We start from the raw sequence: 18,471 nt of genomic DNA, 5'->3' as shown, positions 1-18,471 counted from the left end.
TCACACGGGCGGGGCGCGCGCGGCTGGTGTCCTAGACTGGCGGCACCGTCGCGGCCCCGTCTGCCTGACGGTCAGCGTCTCTCCCGATTGGTGTTCCCGTGTCCGCGTCCGACGTCCGCCCCGCCGTGCCGGAATGGCTGCTCCCTCCCGCTGACGTCAACGCGCTGGTCGAAGCCGTCTGGCCGCCCCGCGCCGAGCGCGACGACGACGGCGCGGTGTCGATCGGCGGCATCGCGGCCACCGACCTGGCCGCGCAGTTCGGCACGCCCCTGTACGTCCTCGACCAGGATGCCGTCGTGGCACAGGCGCGACGGGTTCGCGAGGCGTTCGACGGCGCCGCGGCGCGCCACGGCACGACGGCGCGCGTGTACTACGCCTCGAAAGCGTTCTTGAGCACGGAGATCGTGCGCTGGGTGACGGCGGAAGGTCTCGCGATCGACGTCGCAACCGGCGGCGAGCTCGCGGTCGCCCTGGCTGCGGGGGCGGATCCGGCTCGCATCGGGTTGCACGGCAACAACAAGTCGCCGCTCGAGCTGGCGCGCGCCGTCGAGCTGGGGGTGGGGTCCGTCATCGTCGACAGTCTCATCGAGATCGACCGACTCGCCGAGATCGCGGCTGCGCGCGGGGCCGTTCAGCCCGTGCTCGTGCGGGTGAACAGCGGCGTGCACGCCGAGACCCATGACTTCCTGGCCACCGCCCACGAGGACCAGAAGTTCGGATTCGCGCTGACGGATGCCGAAGCCGTGGTCGCTCGGGTCCGCGAGCTGCCGTCACTGCGTTTCGTCGGGCTGCACTGCCACATCGGCTCCCAGATCTTCGGCACCGCGGGCTTCGCCGAGTCGGCGTCGCGGCTCGTCGCCGTCCACGCGCGCCTGCTCGACGACGGCGACGTGCCGGTGCTCAACCTCGGGGGCGGTTTCGGCATCGCTTACACGAGTGTCGACGACCCGACCCCGATCGAGGAGCTGGCCGACGGCATCGTCGCCGCTGTCGCGCGCGAGTGCGCCGCGCACGGCGTCCCGGTCCCGACCCTGGCCTTCGAGCCCGGTCGGGCCATCGTCGGCCGCGCCGGCGTCACCCTGTACGAGATCGGCACCACCAAGCCCGTCCGCGTCAGCGACGAGCTCGAGCGCCTCTATGTGAGCGTCGACGGGGGCATGAGCGACAACGCCCGCCCAGCCCTCTACGGCGCGGCCTATTCGGCGCGGGTGGCCAACCGTCGCAGCGACGCTCCCGCCGCGCTCGCCCGCGTCGTCGGGCGACACTGCGAATCAGGTGACGTCGTCGTCGACGCCGAGTACCTGCCGGCCGACGTCGCGCCGGGCGACCTGCTGGCCGTTGCCGCGACGGGCGCCTACTGCTTCTCGCTCGCCAGCAACTACAACTACGTCCCGCGTCCGCCCGTCGTCGCCGTCTCGAACGGCCTGGCCCGGGTGATCGTTCGCGGAGAGACGATCGACGACCTGCTCGCCCGTGATGCGGGCATCCCCACAGAAGGAGCCGAATGACGGACTACCGCCGCCTGCGTGTGGCCCTGCTCGGAGCCGGCGCCGTCGGCTCGCAGGTCGCCGCCCTGTTGCTCAAGCACGGAGACGAACTGGCCGATCGGGCCGGCGCCGCCCTCGACCTCGTCGGCATCTCGGTGCGCGACATCGATGCGCCGCGTGACGTCGAGCTTCCGCGCGAGCTGCTGACGACCGACCCCGAGCCGCTCCTCGTCGGCTCCGACATCGTCATCGAGCTCATGGGCGGGATCGAGCCGGCCCGGACGAGCATCCTGAAGGCGATCGGTGCCGGTGCCGACATCGTGACAGCGAACAAGGCGTTGCTGGCGACGCACGGCCCCGAGCTGTTCGAGGCGGCCGACCAGGTCGGTGCCTCGATCTATTACGAGGCCGCCGCCGCCGGCGCCATCCCGATCATCCGCCCGTTGCGCGACTCGCTCGCCGGCGACCGGGTGCAGCGCATCATGGGCATCGTCAACGGCACGACGAACTACATCCTCGACCGCATGGACCGCGAGGGATCCGACTTCGCCGACGTGCTGGCCGACGCGCAGGCGCTCGGCTACGCCGAGGCCGACCCGACAGCCGACATCGAGGGATACGACGCGGCGCAGAAGGCAGCGATCCTCGCCTCTCTCGCGTTCCACACCGCCGTGCCGCTGAACGCCGTCCACCGCGAGGGCATCACGCAGATCGACGCCGACATGATGGATGCCGCCCGCAAGGCCGGCTTCGTCATCAAGCTCCTCGCCGTGTGCGAGCGTCTCGCCGACGCCGAGGTGTCGCCCTCCGGCGAGACGATCTCGGTGCGCGTGTACCCCGCCCTCGTTCCTCGCGAGCATCCGCTCGCGAGCGTGCACGGAGCGAACAACGCCGTCTTCGTCCAGGCGGAGGCTGCGGGCGACCTCATGTTCTACGGTGCGGGCGCGGGCGGTGTGCAGACCGCCTCGGCCGTCCTGGGCGATGTCGTCTCGGCGGCCCGCCGCCACATCGCCGGCGGCGTCGGGGTGGGCGAGTCGACGCGCGCGAATCTGCCGGTCGTCCCGATCGGCCATGTGACGACGCGGTATCAGATCACCCTTGAGGTCGACGACCGCTCCGGCGTCCTCGCCGCGGTGGCGGGGCTGCTCAGCGACGGCAAGGTCTCGGTGGCGACGCTCGAGCAGACGATCGTCGCCGACGGCGACGTCCAGACCGCCCGCCTGGTCATCGGCACCCACACCGCGCGCGAGCAGGACCTCAGCGACGCGGTCGCGTCGCTCGGCGAGAGCGGCGTCGTCAAGCGCGTCGTCTCGGTGCTGCGGGTGGAGGGGGACTGACATGGCACACGTGTGGCAGGGAGTGCTCCGCGAGTTCGCCGACCGCCTCGACGTCACCGACTCCTCGACGGTGGTCACCCTGGGCGAGGGCGGCACGCCGCTCGTCCCCGCTCGCGAGCTCTCGCACCGCACGGGCGCCGACGTCTGGGTGAAGTTCGAAGGAATGAACCCGACGGGTTCGTTCAAGGACCGCGGCATGACGGTCGCTCTCTCGCGTGCCGTCGAGCACGGCGCGAAGGCCGTCATCTGCGCCTCGACGGGCAACACGTCGGCGTCCGCGGCGGCCTACGCCGCGCACGCCGGCATCACCGCCGCCGTTCTCGTCCCCGAAGGCAAGATCGCGATGGGCAAGCTGAGCCAGGCCGTCGCCCACGGCGGTCGCCTCATCCAGATCCGGGGCAACTTCGACGACTGCCTCGAGATCGCGCGGGAACTGGCCGACCACTATCCGGTGCACCTGGTCAACTCGGTCAATCCCGATCGCATCGACGGTCAGAAGACCGCGGCGTACGAGATCGTCTCGCAGCTGGGCGACGCCCCGGACTTCCACTTCGTTCCCGTCGGCAACGCCGGCAACTACACGGCGCATGCGCGCGGGTACCGCGAGGAAGCGGCCCGTGGGGCTGCGACGCGGGTCCCGCGGATGTTCGGCTTCCAGGCCGCCGGGTCGGCGCCGCTGGTCCGCGGTGAGGTCGTGAAGGATCCCGACACGATCGCGACGGCGATCCGCATCGGCAACCCGGCGTCGTGGCACCTCGCTCTCGAGGCGCGCGACGCGACCCGGGGCTGGTTCGGCGCCATCGACGACGACCGTATCCTCGCGGCGCAGAAGCTCCTCGCGAGCACGGCGGGCGTGTTCGTCGAGCCGGCATCCGCGATCACCGTCGCCGGTCTGCTCGATCGCGCCGAGGCGGGCGTCATCCCCGCGGGCTCGAGAGTCGTCCTGACCGTCACCGGTCACGGGCTCAAGGACCCGCAGTGGGCCCTCCGCAACGCGGACGGCACACAGGCAGAACCGGTCGTCGTCGACGCTTCGACCGCCGAGGTGGCATCCGTGCTCGACCTCGCGCCGGAGGCGACGGCATGACCCGCTCGGTCCAGGTGCGCGTCCCCGCGACCAGCGCCAATCTCGGTCCCGGCTTCGACACCCTGGGGCTCGCGCTCAGCGTCTACGACGAGCTGATCGTCACCGAGCTGCCCGGCCCCGGCCTCGAGATCACCGTCTCGGGCGAGGGGGCCGCCGACGTCCCGACCGACGCGTCGCACCTCGTGGTGCGGGCGATGGCCTACGCCTACGAGGCGTTCGGGCGGACCATGCCCGGCGTTCGTCTCGAGGCGGTCAACGCGATTCCGCACGGGCGCGGGATGGGATCGTCGGGCGCCGCGGTCGTGTCCGGATTGCTGGCGGCGAAGGGGCTCCTCGCGGGCGACGTGGAGATCGGCGCCGACGCGCTGCTCCGACTCGCCACCGAGCTCGAGGGCCACCCCGACAACGTCGCGCCCGCTCTGTTCGGCGGCCTCACCATCGCGTGGGTCGACGAGCACGGGCCGCAGCACAAGAAGCTGCTCGTCCACCGCGGTGTCGCGCCGCTGGTGTTCGTACCCGACTTCACGATGTCGACGTCGGTCGCGCGCGGGTTCGACCCGTTGCAGGTCACGCGCGAGGACGCGATCTTCAATCTCTCGCGGTCGGCGCTGCTGGTCGCGGCCCTCACGCAGAGCCCCGACCTGCTGCTGGCCGCCACCGAAGACAAACTCCATCAGTCGTACCGCGCCCAGGCGATGGTCGAGACCGACAAACTCGTCCGTGCCCTGCGCGCCGAAGGCTTCGCGGCGGTCGTGTCGGGCGCCGGCCCCAGCGTGCTCGTGCTCGCAGACGGTCCGGGCCAGCGTCTGGCAGCCGTCGAGGTCGCCGCGCGTACCACAGACACCCCGTGGGATGCACGGATGCTGGCGGTCGATGTACGCGGTGGTATGGTGAGGGACCATACGGAGGGTTCCACACCCTTGTGATCTGAGCCTCCGTCGCAATTCTGCGAATCACCGCGAACACCCCTGATCCATACCCCGTGCCGTCGGCCGGACGCGTGTGGCAGGTGGATGGCGCCCGCCGTGGACGGCGCTGGACGCGGTTCTGTCATATCCACCGTTTAAGAGGAGCACTCGTGGAGTCCAACTCCGAGAACCTGACGATCGACGAGACCGTCGACGCACCGAACGAAGAGACGCCTGCGCAGCCGGATGCCGTCGTCGAGACCCCCGCCGAGGACGTGCCCGCCGAGGAGGCCTCGCCCGAGGTCGCCCCCGCTGCGGAGGAGGCTGCCGCGCCTGCCGTCGTGGCCGAGCCCGAGGAGAAGCCCGCGAAGGCTCCGCGCAAGCGTGCGCCCCGCCGGGCCAAGAGCACGGATGTCGCGCCCGCCGCCGCCGACGAGACCCCGGCTGTCGCCGAGGCTCCTGCCGAGACGCCGGTCACCGATGCGTCGACGAGCACGGATGCGGGCGCCGAGCCTGCTGCTGAGGCGGTTTCGGCCGACGTCGCGGCTGCTGCTGACGAGAGCGCACCCGCTGCCGCCGACGCGGCTGTTGATGAGCCCGCCGATGCCGAGCCCGCCGAGGCACCGAAGAAGCCGGCCCGCGGCCGTGGGCGCGGCCGCAACGCGAAGAAGGATGCCGAGGCCGAGGCCACCCCGAGCCCCGACGCCGCGGCCGAGCCCGGCGACGCTCCGGCGGCCGACAGCGCCGCCGAGACTCCGGCAGAGCAGGCGCCGGAGACGGACGCCTCGTCCGACGAGTCGTCGAAGTCCGACTCCGGTGAGGGCGACGGCGAGTCGTCCGGTCGCTCGCGGAGCCGTTCACGCAACCGCAACCGCAACCGCAACAAGGACAACGCCCAGGGCAACCCGGGCCAGGCCGGCCAGAACCAGGGCGGCAACCAGAACCAGGGTGGCAACCAGAACCAGGCCGGCAACAACGGCCCCGACGACGATGACGCCGCGGGCCAGAACGGCCGTGGCCGCCAGCGCAACAAGCGCCGCGGTCAGGGCGGCGGTGGCGACGAGTTCGAGACCGAGATCAACGAGGACGACATCCTCATCCCGATCGCCGGTGTGCTCGATGTCCTCGACAACTACGCGTTCGTCCGCACGACCGGCTACCTGCCGGGTACTCAGGACGTCTACGTCTCGCTCGGACAGGTCAAGAAGTACAACCTGCGCAAGGGCGACGCCGTCGTCGGCGCGATCAAGCAGCCGCGTGAGGGCGAGCAGTCGAGCCGCCAGAAGTACAACGCGCTCGTCAAGGTCGACTCCATCAACGGCCTGTCGGTCGAGGACGCCGCCGACCGCGTCGAGTTCGGCAAGCTCACGCCGCTGTACCCGCAGGAGCGTCTGCGCCTCGAGACCGGCCCCGAGAAGCTGACCCAGCGGATCATCGATCTCGTGGCTCCGATCGGAAAGGGACAGCGCGGTCTCATCGTCGCGCCGCCCAAGGCCGGCAAGACGATCGTGCTGCAGCAGATCGCGGGCGCGATCGCGCAGAACAACCCCGAGGTCCACCTCATGGTCGTGCTCGTCGACGAGCGGCCCGAAGAGGTCACCGACATGCAGCGCACCGTCAAGGGCGAGGTCATCGCCTCGACCTTCGACCGTCCCGCAGAGGACCACACGACGGTCGCCGAGCTCGCGATCGAGCGTGCCAAGCGTCTGGTCGAGCTCGGCCGCGACGTCGTCGTGCTGCTCGACTCGATCACGCGCCTCGGCCGCGCGTACAACCTGTCGGCCCCGACGTCGGGCCGTGTCCTCACCGGTGGCGTCGACGCGTCGGCGCTGTACCCGCCGAAGCGCTTCTTCGGTGCGGCACGCAACATCGAGAACGGCGGCTCGCTGACGATCCTCGCCACGGCGCTGGTCGAGACCGGTTCCAAGATGGACGAGGTCATCTTCGAGGAGTTCAAGGGCACGGGCAACAGCGAGCTGCGCCTGTCGCGTCAGCTGGCCGACAAGCGCATCTTCCCCGCCGTCGATGTCAACGCTTCCTCGACGCGTCGTGAAGAGATGCTGCTCTCCTCCGACGAGGTCAAGATCACGTGGAAGCTGCGTCGCGCCCTCGCCGGCCTCGACCAGCAGCACGCGCTCGGCGTCATCCTCGACAAGCTCAAGGAGACGCAGTCCAACGTCGAGTTCCTCGTTCAGATGCAGAAGTCGATCCCGGCGCCGACCACGCACTCCGGCGGGCACGACAACAGCATCCGCTGATCGTGTTCGAGTCGGTCCGAGGGCTGCTCGACGAGCACCGCGCGGTTCAGGAGGAGCTCTCCGACCCCGCGGTGCACGCCGACGCCGCGCGCGCCAAGCGCGTGAACCGGCGCTACGCCGAACTGTCGCGGATCGTCGCGGCCCACGATGCGTGGGTCGCGGCATCCGACGACCTCGCTGCGGCGCGTGAACTCGCCCGCGAGGACGACGCGTTCGCGGCGGAGGTCCCGGCTCTCGAGGAGGGGCTGCGTGAGGCGCAGGAGCGGCTCCGGCGCCTGCTCATCCCGCGTGACCCCGACGACGCCCGCGACGTCATCATGGAGATCAAGCAGGGCGAGGGGGGAGCGGAGTCCGCTCTCTTCGCCGCCGATCTGCTGCGGATGTACATGCAGTACGCCGCGTCGCGCGGGTGGAAGACCGAGCTGCTCGAACGCAACGAGTCCGACCTCGGCGGCTACAAAGACGTGCAGGTCGCGATCAAGGGATCGTCGACCGACCCTTCACAGGGCGTGTGGGCGCACCTCAAGTACGAGGGCGGGGTGCACCGCGTGCAGCGCGTGCCCGCGACCGAGTCGCAGGGCCGCATCCACACCTCCACGACGGGCGTGCTCGTGTTCCCCGAGGTCGACGAGCCCGAAGAGATCACGATCGATCCGAACGACCTGAAGATCGACGTCTTCCGTTCGTCCGGGCCGGGTGGACAGTCGGTCAACACGACCGACTCCGCCGTGCGGATCACGCATGTGCCGACGGGCATCGTCGTCTCGATGCAGAACGAGAAGAGCCAGCTGCAGAACCGTGAGGCCGGCATGCGCGTGCTTCGGGCCCGCCTGCTCGCGAAGCAGCAGGAGGAGCGGGATGCCGCGGCATCCGACGCCCGCCGTTCGCAGATCCGGGGCATGGACCGCTCCGAGCGCATCCGCACGTACAACTTCCCCGAGAACCGCATCGCCGACCATCGGACGGGCTACAAGGCATACAACCTCGATCAGGTGATGGACGGCGCCCTCGCGCCGGTCATCGAGAGCTGTATCGCCGCCGACGAAGAGGCGCGCCTAGCCGCTCTGGCCGACGACTGACCCAGCCCCTTCTCGCTTCGGTCCGTCGACTCGCCAAGATCTGCGGGTCCGGCGGGCCTGGCACCCGCCGTTCCTGGCGAGTCGACGGGGGCGTCGGGGGAGTAGTCAGATGTGGTACTCGGGAGCGGTGAGCACCGCGCGGGTGTCCTCGCCCTCGCGGCGGGCACGCGGCCGGGCGGGGACACCGACCAGCACCGAGTCGGCGGGCGCATCCTTGGTGACCACGGCGTTGGCGCCGACGACGCTGCCGGCGCCGATCGTGATCGGACCCAGGATCTTCGCGCCGGCGCCGACCGCGACCCCGTCTTCGAGAGTGGGATGCCGCTTGCCGGCGTGACGGGTGCGGCCGCCGAGCGTCACGCCGTGGTACAGCATGACGTCGTCGCCGATGACGGCGGTCTCGCCGATCACGACGCCCATGCCGTGGTCGATGAAGAACCGCCGGCCGATCCGCGCTCCCGGGTGGATCTCGATGCCCGTGAGCCAGCGGGTCAGCTGCGACCCGGCGCGCGCGAGGAACCGCGCACGCCGGAGCCACAGCCGGTGCATGATGCGGTACGACCAGACCGCGTGCAGCCCCGGGTACAGCAACGCGATCTCCAGGCCGCTGCGAGCCGCGGGGTCGCGGAGCTTCGCGGCGGCCAGATCCTCGCGGATGCGTGCGCGGAGCGTTCCCATCAGTCTTCGCGCAGGTCCTCGAACAGCGGGGTCGACAGGTAGCGCTCTCCGAACGAAGGGATGATCACGACGATGTTCTTGCCCTCGGATTCGGGGCGTGCCGCCACCTGGAGTGCGGCCCAGACGGCCGCTCCCGACGAGATCCCGACGAGGATGCCCTCCTTCTGCGCCACCTCGCGCGCGACGCGGATCGCGTCGTCGAACGTGACGTCCTGCACCTCGTCGATGACTCCCTGATCGAGGATCGGCGGAATGAAGTTCGGCCCGATGCCCTGGATCTTGTGGGGTCCGGGCTTGCCCTCGGTCAGCAGGGGGGAGTCCTTCGGCTCGACCGCGACGACCTTCACATCGGCGACGCGTTCCTTCAGCACCTGACCGACCCCCGTGATCGTGCCGCCCGTGCCGATGCCGGCGACGAAGTAGCCGACCTGGCCATCGGTGTCGCGGAGGATCTCCTCGGCGGTCGTGCGACGGTGGATGTCGGGGTTGGCTTCGTTGGCGAACTGCTTCGCCAGAACGGCGCCGGGAGTCTCGGCGGCGATCTTCTCCGCCTCGGACACGGCGCCCTTCATGCCCAGCGAGGGGTCGGTCAGCACGAGCTCGGCGCCGTATGCCTTGAGCAGCAGGCGGCGCTCCATCGACATCGACGAGGGCATGGTGAGGATGACGCGGTATCCGCGCGCAGCACCGACCATCGCCAGAGCGATCCCGGTGTTGCCGCTGGTGCCTTCGACGATCGTGCCGCCGGGCTGGAGGGCGCCGGCCTTCTCGGCGGCGTCGACGATGGCGATGCCGAGACGGTCCTTCACGGACGACGCGGGGTTGTAGAACTCGAGCTTGGCGAGCACGGTGCCCGGCAGACCCTCGCTGACGCGGTTCAATCGCACGAGAGGCGTGTTGCCGTACGCGGTGGTGATGTCGGGATGGATGCCGTGGGTGACCGGGTCGGACATGTCTGCCTTTCAGGGTTTTCGAGCGGATGCCGCGTCGCGGCGGGATCGTCGCCCCAGCCTATTGTCGTGCTCCGATGAGAGAGCCGAATGTGACGAATCCGCGAGCGTGATTAGGCTTGTCGGCGCCATGAGCACCGCGTCCCTCCCTGCACCGCCCCTGACCGAGGTCCTGCGTGCCGCGACCGCCGAGCTCGAGGCCGCCTTCGTGCCGACTCCACAGGTCGATGCCGAGCTCCTCGCCGCGCACGTGCTGGGCATCGGGCGCGGCGAGCTGTCGGCCGCGGTCTTCCGCGGCGATGCGATCGGCTCCGAGGATGCCGCGCGACTGGCCGAACTGGTCGCGCGTCGCGCGGCCCGCGAGCCCCTGCAGCATCTCACCGGGGTCGCGCCCTTCCGTCACCTCGAACTCCGCGTCGGTCCCGGTGTCTTCGTGCCGCGTCCCGAGACGGAGTCGGTCGCCCAGATCGCGATCGACCTGCTGCGCGCGGCCGCCGGCCCCGAGCCCGTCGCGGTCGACCTCGGCACGGGCTCGGGAGCGATCGCCCTGGCGCTGGCGACGGAGGTGCCGCACGCACGGGTGCACGCGGCGGAGAACTCGGTCGACGCCTTCATCTGGACGAAGGAGAACTTCGCCCTCGTGGGTGCGCCGAACGCGCGCCTCGCCTTCATCGACCTCGAGCACGCGTTCCCGGAGCTCGACGGCACCGTGTCGGTGCTCGTCTCCAACCCGCCCTACGTGCCCGATGACGCCATTCCACGCGACCCCGAGGTGCGACTGTGGGACCCGCCGGCGGCGCTGTACGGCGGCCCCGACGGGTTGGACGTCGTCCGCACCCTCTCGCGCGTCGGGCTCCGCCTGGTGCACCCGGGGGGCAGCATCGTCATCGAGCACGGCGAGCTGCAGGGGGCCGCCATCCGCGGCATCCTCGCCGCCGACGGATGGTCTGCGACCGCCACGCATCCCGACCTCACGATGCGCGACCGCACCACGACGGCCGTCCGCTCCTGAGAGCGGACGGCCTCCGCCGTACACTGGAGCGGTCATGTCTCCCGTTTTCGACTGCCGCGACGAGACCCAGGTCCTCCCCGGCATGCGCCAGGCGCGCCAGGCCATCGGTCGCGGCGATCTCATCGTCCTGCCCACCGACACCGTCTACGGTGTCGCCGCCGACGCCTTCAGCGCCGCGGCCGTCACCAAGCTGCTCGCCGCGAAGGGGCGGGGTCGCCAGTCGCCGCCCCCGGTGCTGGTCGCCGGCATCGCGACGATGCGCGCGCTCGTGGCCGAGGTGCCCGAGCCCGTCGAGCGGCTCGTCGAAGCGTTCTGGCCGGGAGGTCTGACGATCGTCCTGCCCGCGCAACCTTCACTGTCGTGGGACCTGGGCGAGACCCGGGGAACCGTCGCGGTGCGCATGCCCGCCGACAGGTTCGCCCTCGAGCTCTTGGAGGAGTGCGGGCCCCTGGCGGTCTCGAGCGCCAATCTCACGAAGATGAACGCTGCCGTCACGATCGACGACGCGATACGGATGCTGGGCGACAGTGTCTCGGTCTACCTCGACGGCGGCCCTGCCGCGACCGGTGTGGCCTCGACGATCGTCGACGCGACGACCTTGGTGGGCTCAGACCCGGCCCCGGTGCGCGTACTCCGCGAGGGTGCCGTCAGCCGCGAGGCACTGCGCGACGTGCTCGGCGACCTGCTCGAACCCGACCCCGAGCCCGAGCACGCCGAGGCGGCGAACCGCACCCCCATGGAGCCCGGCTCCGGGGGCGGCACCGGCGAGACCGCCGGCGGCAGCGTCGCGTGAGGCTCTACCTGGCCACCTTCGTGGTCACGGCCCTCGTCACGTTCGGGTTGACGTGGCTCGTCCTCAAGGTGAGTCTGCGGTACAAGCTCTACCCCGAGATCCGCGACCGCGACGTCCACCGGACGCCGACGCCGAGACTCGGCGGCGTCGGGATGTTCCTCGGTGCCACCGCGGTCATCCTGGCCTCGTCGCAGATCCCGTTCTTCGCGATCTTCTGGGCCAAGCCCGAACCGATCTGGGCCATCCTCGCGGCGACCGCGCTCATCGTCGTCGTCGGCGTCGCTGACGATCTGTGGGACCTCGACTGGCTCATCAAGCTCGGTGCGCAGTTCGCCGCCGCGGCCATCGTCGTGGGTTTCGGGGGAGTGCAGATGTACACGATCCCGCTCGGGGGCCAGACGGTGGTCTCGAGCGCCGCGAGCTTCACGATCACGGTGTTCTCGATCGTCGTGGTGATGAACGCCGTCAACTTCATCGACGGCCTCGACGGCCTCGTGGCGGGGGTGGCCCTGATCGCGAACGGCGTGTTCTTCACGTACACCTATCTGCTCGGGCGCGACTTCGGCGCGAGCAGCTACGCGAACCTGGCATCCTTCCTGGCCGTCGTCCTCCTCGGGGTCTGCGCCGGCTTCCTGCCGCTGAACTGGAACCCCGCGAAGCTGTTCATGGGCGACTCGGGAGCCCTCATGATCGGGCTGCTCATGAGCTGCTCGGCGATCCTCGTGACCGGCACCCTCGTCCCGGCCACGGGAGACAACGACGTGTTCGGCCGCTCGCAGCTGCTGGGTGCGTTCATCCCGATCCTGCTGCCGGTCGTCGTCGTCCTCCTGCCGCTGCTCGACTTCGGCATGGCGGTGATCCGCCGCATGTCCCGCGGTAAGTCGCCGTTCTCGCCCGACCGCAAGCACCTGCACCACCGCATGCTCGACATGGGCCACAGCGATCGCGACGCCGTCCTCGTCTTCTATGCCTGGACGACGGTCGTGAGCCTCTCGGTGCTGCTGATGTACATCGGCACGACCGCGGCCTGGCCCGGCGACTACCTCTTCGGACTCGGCTTCCTCGTGCTCGGCGTCGCCGCGTGCCTCGTCGTGACCTTCATCCCCGCGCGCCCTCAGCGCCCGACCACCCTCGTGAAAGAGCCCTCCTCGTGACTGCGAACACCCCCGATCCCACCGCTCGCCGCCGCATCTCCAGCACACCCGTCCTGCGTGCCGCGCTCACGTGGGGGCTGCTCGTCGGCGTCGTCGTCGCGGCAGTCCTCGCGCTCGTCGGCGGGCTCGTCGCGGGGGCGGACGGCGCCTGGAGCGGCGTGCTGGGCGCGCTGGTCGGCATCGTCTTCCCCGCGTTCACCGCCCTCAGCATCCTGATCGGCAACCATTGGTACGGTCACCCGCAGTGGCTCCAGATCTTCTTCGCCGTCGTGCTGGGCGGCTGGCTGCTGAAGTTCGTCCTCGTGATCGTCGCGCTGCTTCTGCTGTTCCAGGTGGAGTGGCTCGAGCGCGGGATCTTCGCCCTCGCTGTCATCGTCGCGGCGGTCGCGTCGCTGGTGGTCGACCTGATCGTCCTGAGCCGGATGCGGCTCTCCGGTGCATCGGATGTCGAACTTCCGACGTCCGACACGATCCAGGATTAGGTCGAGCCGTAACCTTTGGTAGTGTGGGACTACACTCTGCGGCCGGTGTGCAGTGGCGACACTGAGGCCCCGCTGGAGTCGTTCCCCTTCTAAACCCTCACCGAGCTAGTCCTGGCTGGCCCGAGAAGCTGGAGCCAATACGTTGACTCAAGCGACGACGATTGTCGCAGCGGCGGCATCGGACAACGAGTTCCACCCGCCGTCCATCTCCGACTTCTTCCCGCCGGCTCTGCTGTTCGAAGGCACGCCCTTCGAATTCACCCGGATCAGCATGGTCCAGGTCATCGCGACCGTGGCGCTGGTGATCTTCCTGGTGGTCGGCACGCGCCGCCTCTCAGTGGTCCCCGGCCGGTTCCAGAGCGTGGTCGAGTTCGGCTTCGGCTTCGTCCGCGACCAGGTCGTGTACCAGGTCCTGGGCGAGAAGGACGGCCGCCGCTTCCTCCCGCTGCTGACCGCGATGTTCTTCACGATCCTGTTCATGAACCTGACGGGCGTCATCCCCGGCATGAACATCGCAGGAACCTCGGTGGCCGGTGCGCCGCTGGTGTTCGCGCTCGTGGCGTACGTCATGTTCATCTACGCGGGCATCCGCAAGCACGGGGTCGGACACTTCCTCAAGAACTCGCTCGTCCCCAGCGGCGTGCCGGTCTACCTGCTGCCGATCATCGCGCTCGTCGAGCTCATCTCGACCTTCATCGCGCGCCCGGTGTCGCTGTTCCTGCGACTTCTCCTGAACATGATGGTCGGCCACCTCATGCTCGTGCTGTTCTTCGCGGCGACCCAGTTCTTCCTGCTGGGCCTCAACGCCTTCACGCCGCTCGCGGCGGGCACGCTCGCGATGGGCTTCGCCTTCACCCTCTTCGAGATCTTCGTCTCGATCCTCCAGGCCTACGTCTTCACGATCCTCACCGCGGTCTACATCCAGCTCGCGGTCGCGGAAGAGCACTGACGAGCAGCTGACCGGCTGCTCGCCCTACGAAAGGAAAACACCAGTGGACGCAACGACGGTTCTCGCCCAGGTCACCGGCAACATCGCGACCGTGGGTTACGGCCTCGCGGCCATCGGCCCGGCCATCGGCCTCGGCATCATGATCGGCAAGACCATCGAGTCGACCGCCCGTCAGCCCGAGCTCGCCGGCCGCCTGCAGAGCACCATGTTCATCGGTGTCGCGTTCATCGAGATCCTCGCGCTGATCGGCATCGTCACGCCGTTCATCTTCAACGCGCTCTGATCCCGACGCGACCCACAGATAAGGAGACAGGATGCTGAACGCTCTTGTCACGCTTGCGGCCGAGGAGGGATCCAACCAGGTCCCCATCCTCCCGGCGGTCTACGACATCATCTGGTCGGCTGTCTGCTTCCTCGTCATCATCTTCGTGGTGGTGCGCTACGCGATGCCGCGCCTGAACACGGTGCTCGACGCGCGCAGCGCGGCCATCGAGGGCAACATCGCCAAGGCCGATGAAGCCCAGCGCAAGGCCGAGGCGGCGCTCGAGGAGTACACCGCTCAGCTGGCCGAGGCCCGCAAGGAAGCCGGCGAGATCCGCGACGCCGCTCGCGAGGACGGTCGCAAGATCGTCAGCGAGGCGAAGCAGAACGCTTCGGCCGAGGCCGAACGCCTCACCGCAGCCGCGCACACGCAGATCGAGGCCGAGCGCCAGGCGGCCGCCGTATCGCTGCGCAGCGAGGTCGGCACGCTGGCTCTCGACCTCGCCGGCGGCGTCATCGGCGAGACCCTGTCCGACGACCAGAAGGCTCAGGCTGTCGTCGACCGCTTCCTCAGCGAGCTCGAGGCCTCAGAGAAGGCGTCGAACTGATGGGCAGCGCGACCACTCAGGCACTCGTCGCGACGACGTCGGCCATCGCCGAGACCCCCGGGCTCACGCTCGAGGTGTCCGGTGAGCTGTTCGCCGCCGCGCGGGCTCTGGCGGACTCGCCGCAGCTGAGCGGCGCGCTGACGGACAACGCGGCTTCGTCGCAGATTCGCGACAAGGTCGTCGGCGACGTGTTCGGTCCGGCGTTCGCGCCGCAGACCGTGTCGTTGCTGCGCACGGCCGTCGCGCAGCGCTGGTCCTCTGTCGACGACTTCGTCGACGCCGTCGAGGAGCTGGCGATCCGCGCCGCCGCCGTCGCCGATCAGGGCGATCTCGAGAACGAGCTGTTCGGTGTGCTGCACACCGTGTCAGCGAACCCCGAGCTCGAACTCGCTCTCGGCAGCCGGCTGGGGGAGGCCTCGGCCAAGGGGGCTCTCATCGAGCGCCTTCTCGACGGACGCTTCGGCGCCGGTACGCGCCTCATCGCGTCGTCGATCGTGCAGCGTCCGCGTGAACGTCGCGTGCGTCAGCTGCTCGAGCGAGCCATCCGCATCGTCTCGAACCAGCGTGGTCGCGTGGTCGCGAGCGTCCGCACGGCGACCCCGCTCAACGATCAGCAGCGTGCCCGTCTCGCCGAGACCCTCTCGAACCGATACCGCACCGCCGTCGCGCTCAACCTCGTCGTCGACCCCGGGGTCGTCGGGGGTCTGCGCATCGAGATCGGCGACGACGTGATCGACGCCACCGTCGCCTCCCGCCTCTCCGATCTCCGCCAGCGACTGGCGGGCTGACCCACCTCACCGCCCGCAGGGGCGCACCGGCCGGATGCATCCGGACCCTCAGACTCAGGACCGAAGGAACACCATGGCAGAACTGTCCATCAGCCCGGATGTCATCCGTGACGCGCTGAAAGACTTCGTCGCCGCGTACGAGCCCACCGGGGCCGCCGCGACCGAGGTCGGCACCGTCGTCGACGCGGCCGACGGCATCGCCCACGTCGAGGGTCTGCCCGGCGTCATGGCGAACGAGCTCGTCCGTTTCGAGAACGGCATCGAGGGCCTCGCGCAGAACCTCGACGAGCACGAGATCGGTGTCGTCGTCCTCGGCGACTTCGCCGGGATCCAGGCGGGCCAGAAGGTCACGCGAACCGGCGAGGTGCTCTCGGTCGGTGTCGGCGAGGGTTACCTCGGCCGCGTCGTCGACCCGCTCGGCAACCCGATCGACGGCCTCGGCGAGATCGCCACGACCGGCCGACGCGCCCTCGAGCTGCAGGCGCCCGGCGTCATGCAGCGCAAGTCGGTCCACGAGCCGATGCAGACCGGTATCAAGGCCATCGACGCCATGATCCCCGTCGGCCGCGGTCAGCGTCAGCTGATCATCGGCGACCGCCAGACCGGTAAGACGGCCATCGCGATCGACACGATCATCAACCAGAAGGCCAACTGGGAGTCGGGCGACGTCAACAAGCAGGTTCGCTGCATCTACGTCGCCATCGGCCAGAAGGGCTCGACCATCGCTTCGGTGAAGGGCGCGCTCGAGGACGCCGGTGCCATGGAGTACACGACGATCGTCGCGGCTCCGGCATCCGACCCCGCCGGCTTCAAGTACCTCGCCCCCTACACGGGCTCGGCCATCGGCCAGCACTGGATGTACGAGGGCAAGCACGTCCTGATCATCTTCGACGACCTGTCGAAGCAGGCCGAGGCCTACCGTGCCGTGTCGCTGCTGCTGCGTCGTCCGCCGGGCCGCGAGGCATACCCCGGTGACGTCTTCTACCTGCACTCGCGCCTGCTCGAGCGTTGCGCGAAGCTCTCCGACGAGCTGGGCGCGGGCTCGATGACGGGTCTGCCGATCATCGAGACCAAGGCCAACGACGTCTCGGCCTACATCCCGACCAACGTGATCTCGATCACCGACGGCCAGATCTTCCTGCAGTCCGACCTGTTCAACGCCAACCAGCGTCCCGCGGTCGACGTGGGTATCTCGGTGTCGCGTGTCGGTGGTGACGCTCAGGTGAAGTCGATCAAGAAGGTCTCGGGAACGCTGAAGCTCGAGCTCGCGCAGTACCGCTCGCTCGAGGCGTTCGCGATGTTCGCGTCCGACCTCGACGCCGCGTCGCGCCGTCAGCTGGCGCGTGGTGCGCGTCTGACCGAGCTGCTCAAGCAGCCGCAGTACTCGCCGTACCCGGTCGAGGAGCAGGTCGTCTCGATCTGGGCGGGGACCAACGGCAAGCTCGACACGATCGAGGTCGAGGACGTCCTCACCTTCGAGCGCGAGCTGCTCGACTACCTCAAGCGCAACACGTCGATCCTCGACACGCTGCGCGAGACCAACGTGCTGGGCGACGACACCGTCGCCGAGCTCGAGAAGGTCGTCGACGAGTTCGTGCTCGAGTTCCAGGGCGGAAAGGGCCAGGCCATCAACAAGCCGGGCCACGAGGAGACCGCTGCCGCCGAGGCCGATGACGTGAACCAGGAGCAGATCGTCAAGGGCCGCCGCGGCTGACGCGGAGGACGACACACTATGGGCGCACAACTCCGGGTCTACAAGCAGAAGATCAGTTCTGCTCAGACGACCAAGAAGATCACGAAGGCGATGGAGCTCATCGCGGCTTCGCGCATTCAGAAGGCGATGGGGCGCGTCCGCGCATCCTCTCCCTTCGCGCGGGCCGTGACGCGTGCCGTCTCCGCGGTGGCGACCCACTCCGACGTCGAGCACCCGCTGACGACCGAGCGCGAGACCATCCGTCGCTCGGCGGTCGTCATCTTCGCCTCCGACCGCGGCCTCGCCGGCGCGTTCAACTCGCAGATCCTCCGCGAGGGTCTCGAGCTGGCCGAGCTGCTGCGGTCGCAGGGCAAGGAAGTGGACTACTACCTCATCGGCCGCAAGGCCGTCGGGTACTTCCAGTTCCGTCGGATGCGGGCTGCGGGCGAGTGGACGGGCGACACCGACACACCGCACTTCAGCACCGCTGAGCAGGTCGCCGGGGCCCTCCTCGACGCCTACGCTCAGGGCGGCGAAGACGGCGGAGTCGACGAGATCCACCTCGTGTACAACCGCTTCGTCAGCATGATGACGCAGACGCCTGAAGCAGTGCGTCTGCTGCCGCTCGAGGTCGTCGAGGCCGACGCTGCGACAGCGGACCAGGCTCCGGTCTACCCGCTGTACGAGTTCGAGCCCGATCCCGAGACGGTGCTCGATGCGCTGCTTCCGGTCTACGTCCAGAGCCGCGTGTTCAACGCGCTGCTCCAGTCGTCCGCCGCGAAGCACGCCGCGACGCAGAAGGCGATGAAGTCGGCGAGCGACAACGCCGACAAGCTCATCACCGATTACACCCGCCTGCGCAACAACGCTCGCCAGGCCGAGATCACTCAGCAGATCGCCGAGATCGTCGGCGGCGCCGACGCTCTGGCGTCGGGCAAGTAAGACCA

At 69.5% G+C, this 18,471-nt stretch carries 18 protein-coding genes; 16 read left to right on the top strand and 2 right to left on the bottom strand.

Annotation, left to right across the window (positions count from 1 at the left end):
- Positions 1–98: 98 nt before the first annotated feature.
- From lysA to prfA, 6 genes are all read left to right on the top strand, one after another.
- Positions 99–1,508, top strand: a complete 1,410-nt coding sequence (gene lysA / locus ACU6RU_RS10325; protein WP_120264805.1) for a diaminopimelate decarboxylase — start codon at positions 99–101, stop codon at positions 1,506–1,508.
- A complete protein-coding gene (locus ACU6RU_RS10320) occupies positions 1,505–2,824 on the top strand; it encodes a homoserine dehydrogenase (RefSeq protein ID WP_289329930.1) in 1,320 nt (439 codons plus the stop codon). Before lysA ends, ACU6RU_RS10320 begins: the two co-directional genes overlap by 4 nt.
- 1 nt (position 2,825) lies before the next feature.
- A complete protein-coding gene (gene thrC, locus ACU6RU_RS10315; protein WP_289329929.1) occupies positions 2,826–3,911 on the top strand; it encodes a threonine synthase in 1,086 nt (361 codons plus the stop codon).
- On the top strand, positions 3,908–4,837 hold the full coding sequence (gene thrB / locus ACU6RU_RS10310) for a homoserine kinase (protein WP_120264808.1): 930 nt from the start codon (positions 3,908–3,910) through the stop codon (positions 4,835–4,837). The genes thrC and thrB overlap by 4 nt, the downstream gene beginning before the upstream one ends.
- Before the next feature lie 152 nt (positions 4,838–4,989).
- Positions 4,990–7,077: a transcription termination factor Rho gene (rho, locus tag ACU6RU_RS10305; protein ID WP_446726479.1), complete on the top strand. Its 2,088-nt coding sequence runs from the start codon at positions 4,990–4,992 to the stop codon at positions 7,075–7,077.
- A gap of 2 nt (positions 7,078–7,079) precedes the next feature.
- Positions 7,080–8,156: a peptide chain release factor 1 gene (gene prfA / locus ACU6RU_RS10300; protein WP_120264810.1), complete on the top strand. Its 1,077-nt coding sequence runs from the start codon at positions 7,080–7,082 to the stop codon at positions 8,154–8,156.
- 105 nt (positions 8,157–8,261) lie between these two features.
- Here the strand turns inward: prfA and epsC are convergent, their stop codons facing one another.
- On the bottom strand, positions 8,262–8,834 hold the full coding sequence (epsC, locus tag ACU6RU_RS10295) for a serine O-acetyltransferase EpsC (RefSeq protein ID WP_120264811.1): 573 nt from the start codon (positions 8,832–8,834) through the stop codon (positions 8,262–8,264).
- Positions 8,834–9,787: a cysteine synthase A gene (cysK, locus tag ACU6RU_RS10290; protein WP_120264812.1), complete on the bottom strand. Its 954-nt coding sequence runs from the start codon at positions 9,785–9,787 to the stop codon at positions 8,834–8,836. Before cysK ends, epsC begins: the two co-directional genes overlap by 1 nt.
- A 127-nt stretch (positions 9,788–9,914) precedes the next feature.
- Between cysK and prmC the strand changes: the two genes are divergently transcribed.
- The 10 genes from prmC to ACU6RU_RS10240 all read left to right on the top strand — a co-directional run bounded on the left by prmC (position 9,915) and on the right by ACU6RU_RS10240 (position 18,466).
- Positions 9,915–10,796 (top strand): peptide chain release factor N(5)-glutamine methyltransferase, encoded by an 882-nt coding sequence (prmC, locus tag ACU6RU_RS10285; protein ID WP_289329927.1) that lies wholly within the window; start codon positions 9,915–9,917, stop codon positions 10,794–10,796.
- A gap of 34 nt (positions 10,797–10,830) precedes the next feature.
- Entirely contained in the window at positions 10,831–11,589 is a 759-nt protein-coding gene (locus ACU6RU_RS10280) for an L-threonylcarbamoyladenylate synthase (RefSeq protein WP_120264814.1), read from the top strand.
- Positions 11,586–12,743: an MraY family glycosyltransferase gene (locus tag ACU6RU_RS10275; RefSeq protein ID WP_120264815.1), complete on the top strand. Its 1,158-nt coding sequence runs from the start codon at positions 11,586–11,588 to the stop codon at positions 12,741–12,743. The genes ACU6RU_RS10280 and ACU6RU_RS10275 overlap by 4 nt, the downstream gene beginning before the upstream one ends.
- Complete coding sequence (locus tag ACU6RU_RS10270) at positions 12,740–13,225, top strand: hypothetical protein (RefSeq protein ID WP_120264816.1); 486 nt, start codon at positions 12,740–12,742, stop codon at positions 13,223–13,225. The genes ACU6RU_RS10275 and ACU6RU_RS10270 overlap by 4 nt, the downstream gene beginning before the upstream one ends.
- Positions 13,226–13,367: 142 nt before the next feature.
- Positions 13,368–14,174, top strand: a complete 807-nt coding sequence (gene atpB, locus ACU6RU_RS10265; RefSeq protein ID WP_259455379.1) for a F0F1 ATP synthase subunit A — start codon at positions 13,368–13,370, stop codon at positions 14,172–14,174.
- 43 nt (positions 14,175–14,217) lie between these two features.
- On the top strand, positions 14,218–14,457 hold the full coding sequence (gene atpE, locus ACU6RU_RS10260) for an ATP synthase F0 subunit C (protein ID WP_023955203.1): 240 nt from the start codon (positions 14,218–14,220) through the stop codon (positions 14,455–14,457).
- Positions 14,458–14,488: 31 nt separating this feature from the next.
- Positions 14,489–15,043, top strand: a complete 555-nt coding sequence (locus ACU6RU_RS10255) for a F0F1 ATP synthase subunit B (protein WP_120264817.1) — start codon at positions 14,489–14,491, stop codon at positions 15,041–15,043.
- The gene (locus ACU6RU_RS10250) at positions 15,043–15,831 is read left to right on the top strand and encodes a F0F1 ATP synthase subunit delta (RefSeq protein ID WP_289329925.1); all 789 of its coding nucleotides are present in this window, start codon (positions 15,043–15,045) and stop codon (positions 15,829–15,831) included. The genes ACU6RU_RS10255 and ACU6RU_RS10250 overlap by 1 nt, the downstream gene beginning before the upstream one ends.
- Positions 15,832–15,904: 73 nt before the next feature.
- Complete coding sequence (gene atpA / locus ACU6RU_RS10245) at positions 15,905–17,545, top strand: F0F1 ATP synthase subunit alpha (RefSeq protein WP_289329924.1); 1,641 nt, start codon at positions 15,905–15,907, stop codon at positions 17,543–17,545.
- A gap of 18 nt (positions 17,546–17,563) precedes the next feature.
- Entirely contained in the window at positions 17,564–18,466 is a 903-nt protein-coding gene (locus tag ACU6RU_RS10240) for a F0F1 ATP synthase subunit gamma (RefSeq protein ID WP_023955196.1), read from the top strand.
- Positions 18,467–18,471 lie beyond the last annotated feature (5 nt).

It is taken from the genome of Microbacterium sp. F1-18 (assembly GCF_052921305.1).
The sequence above is the reverse complement of the archived record's forward strand: the minus strand, read 5'-3'. Positions and strand labels throughout refer to the sequence as shown.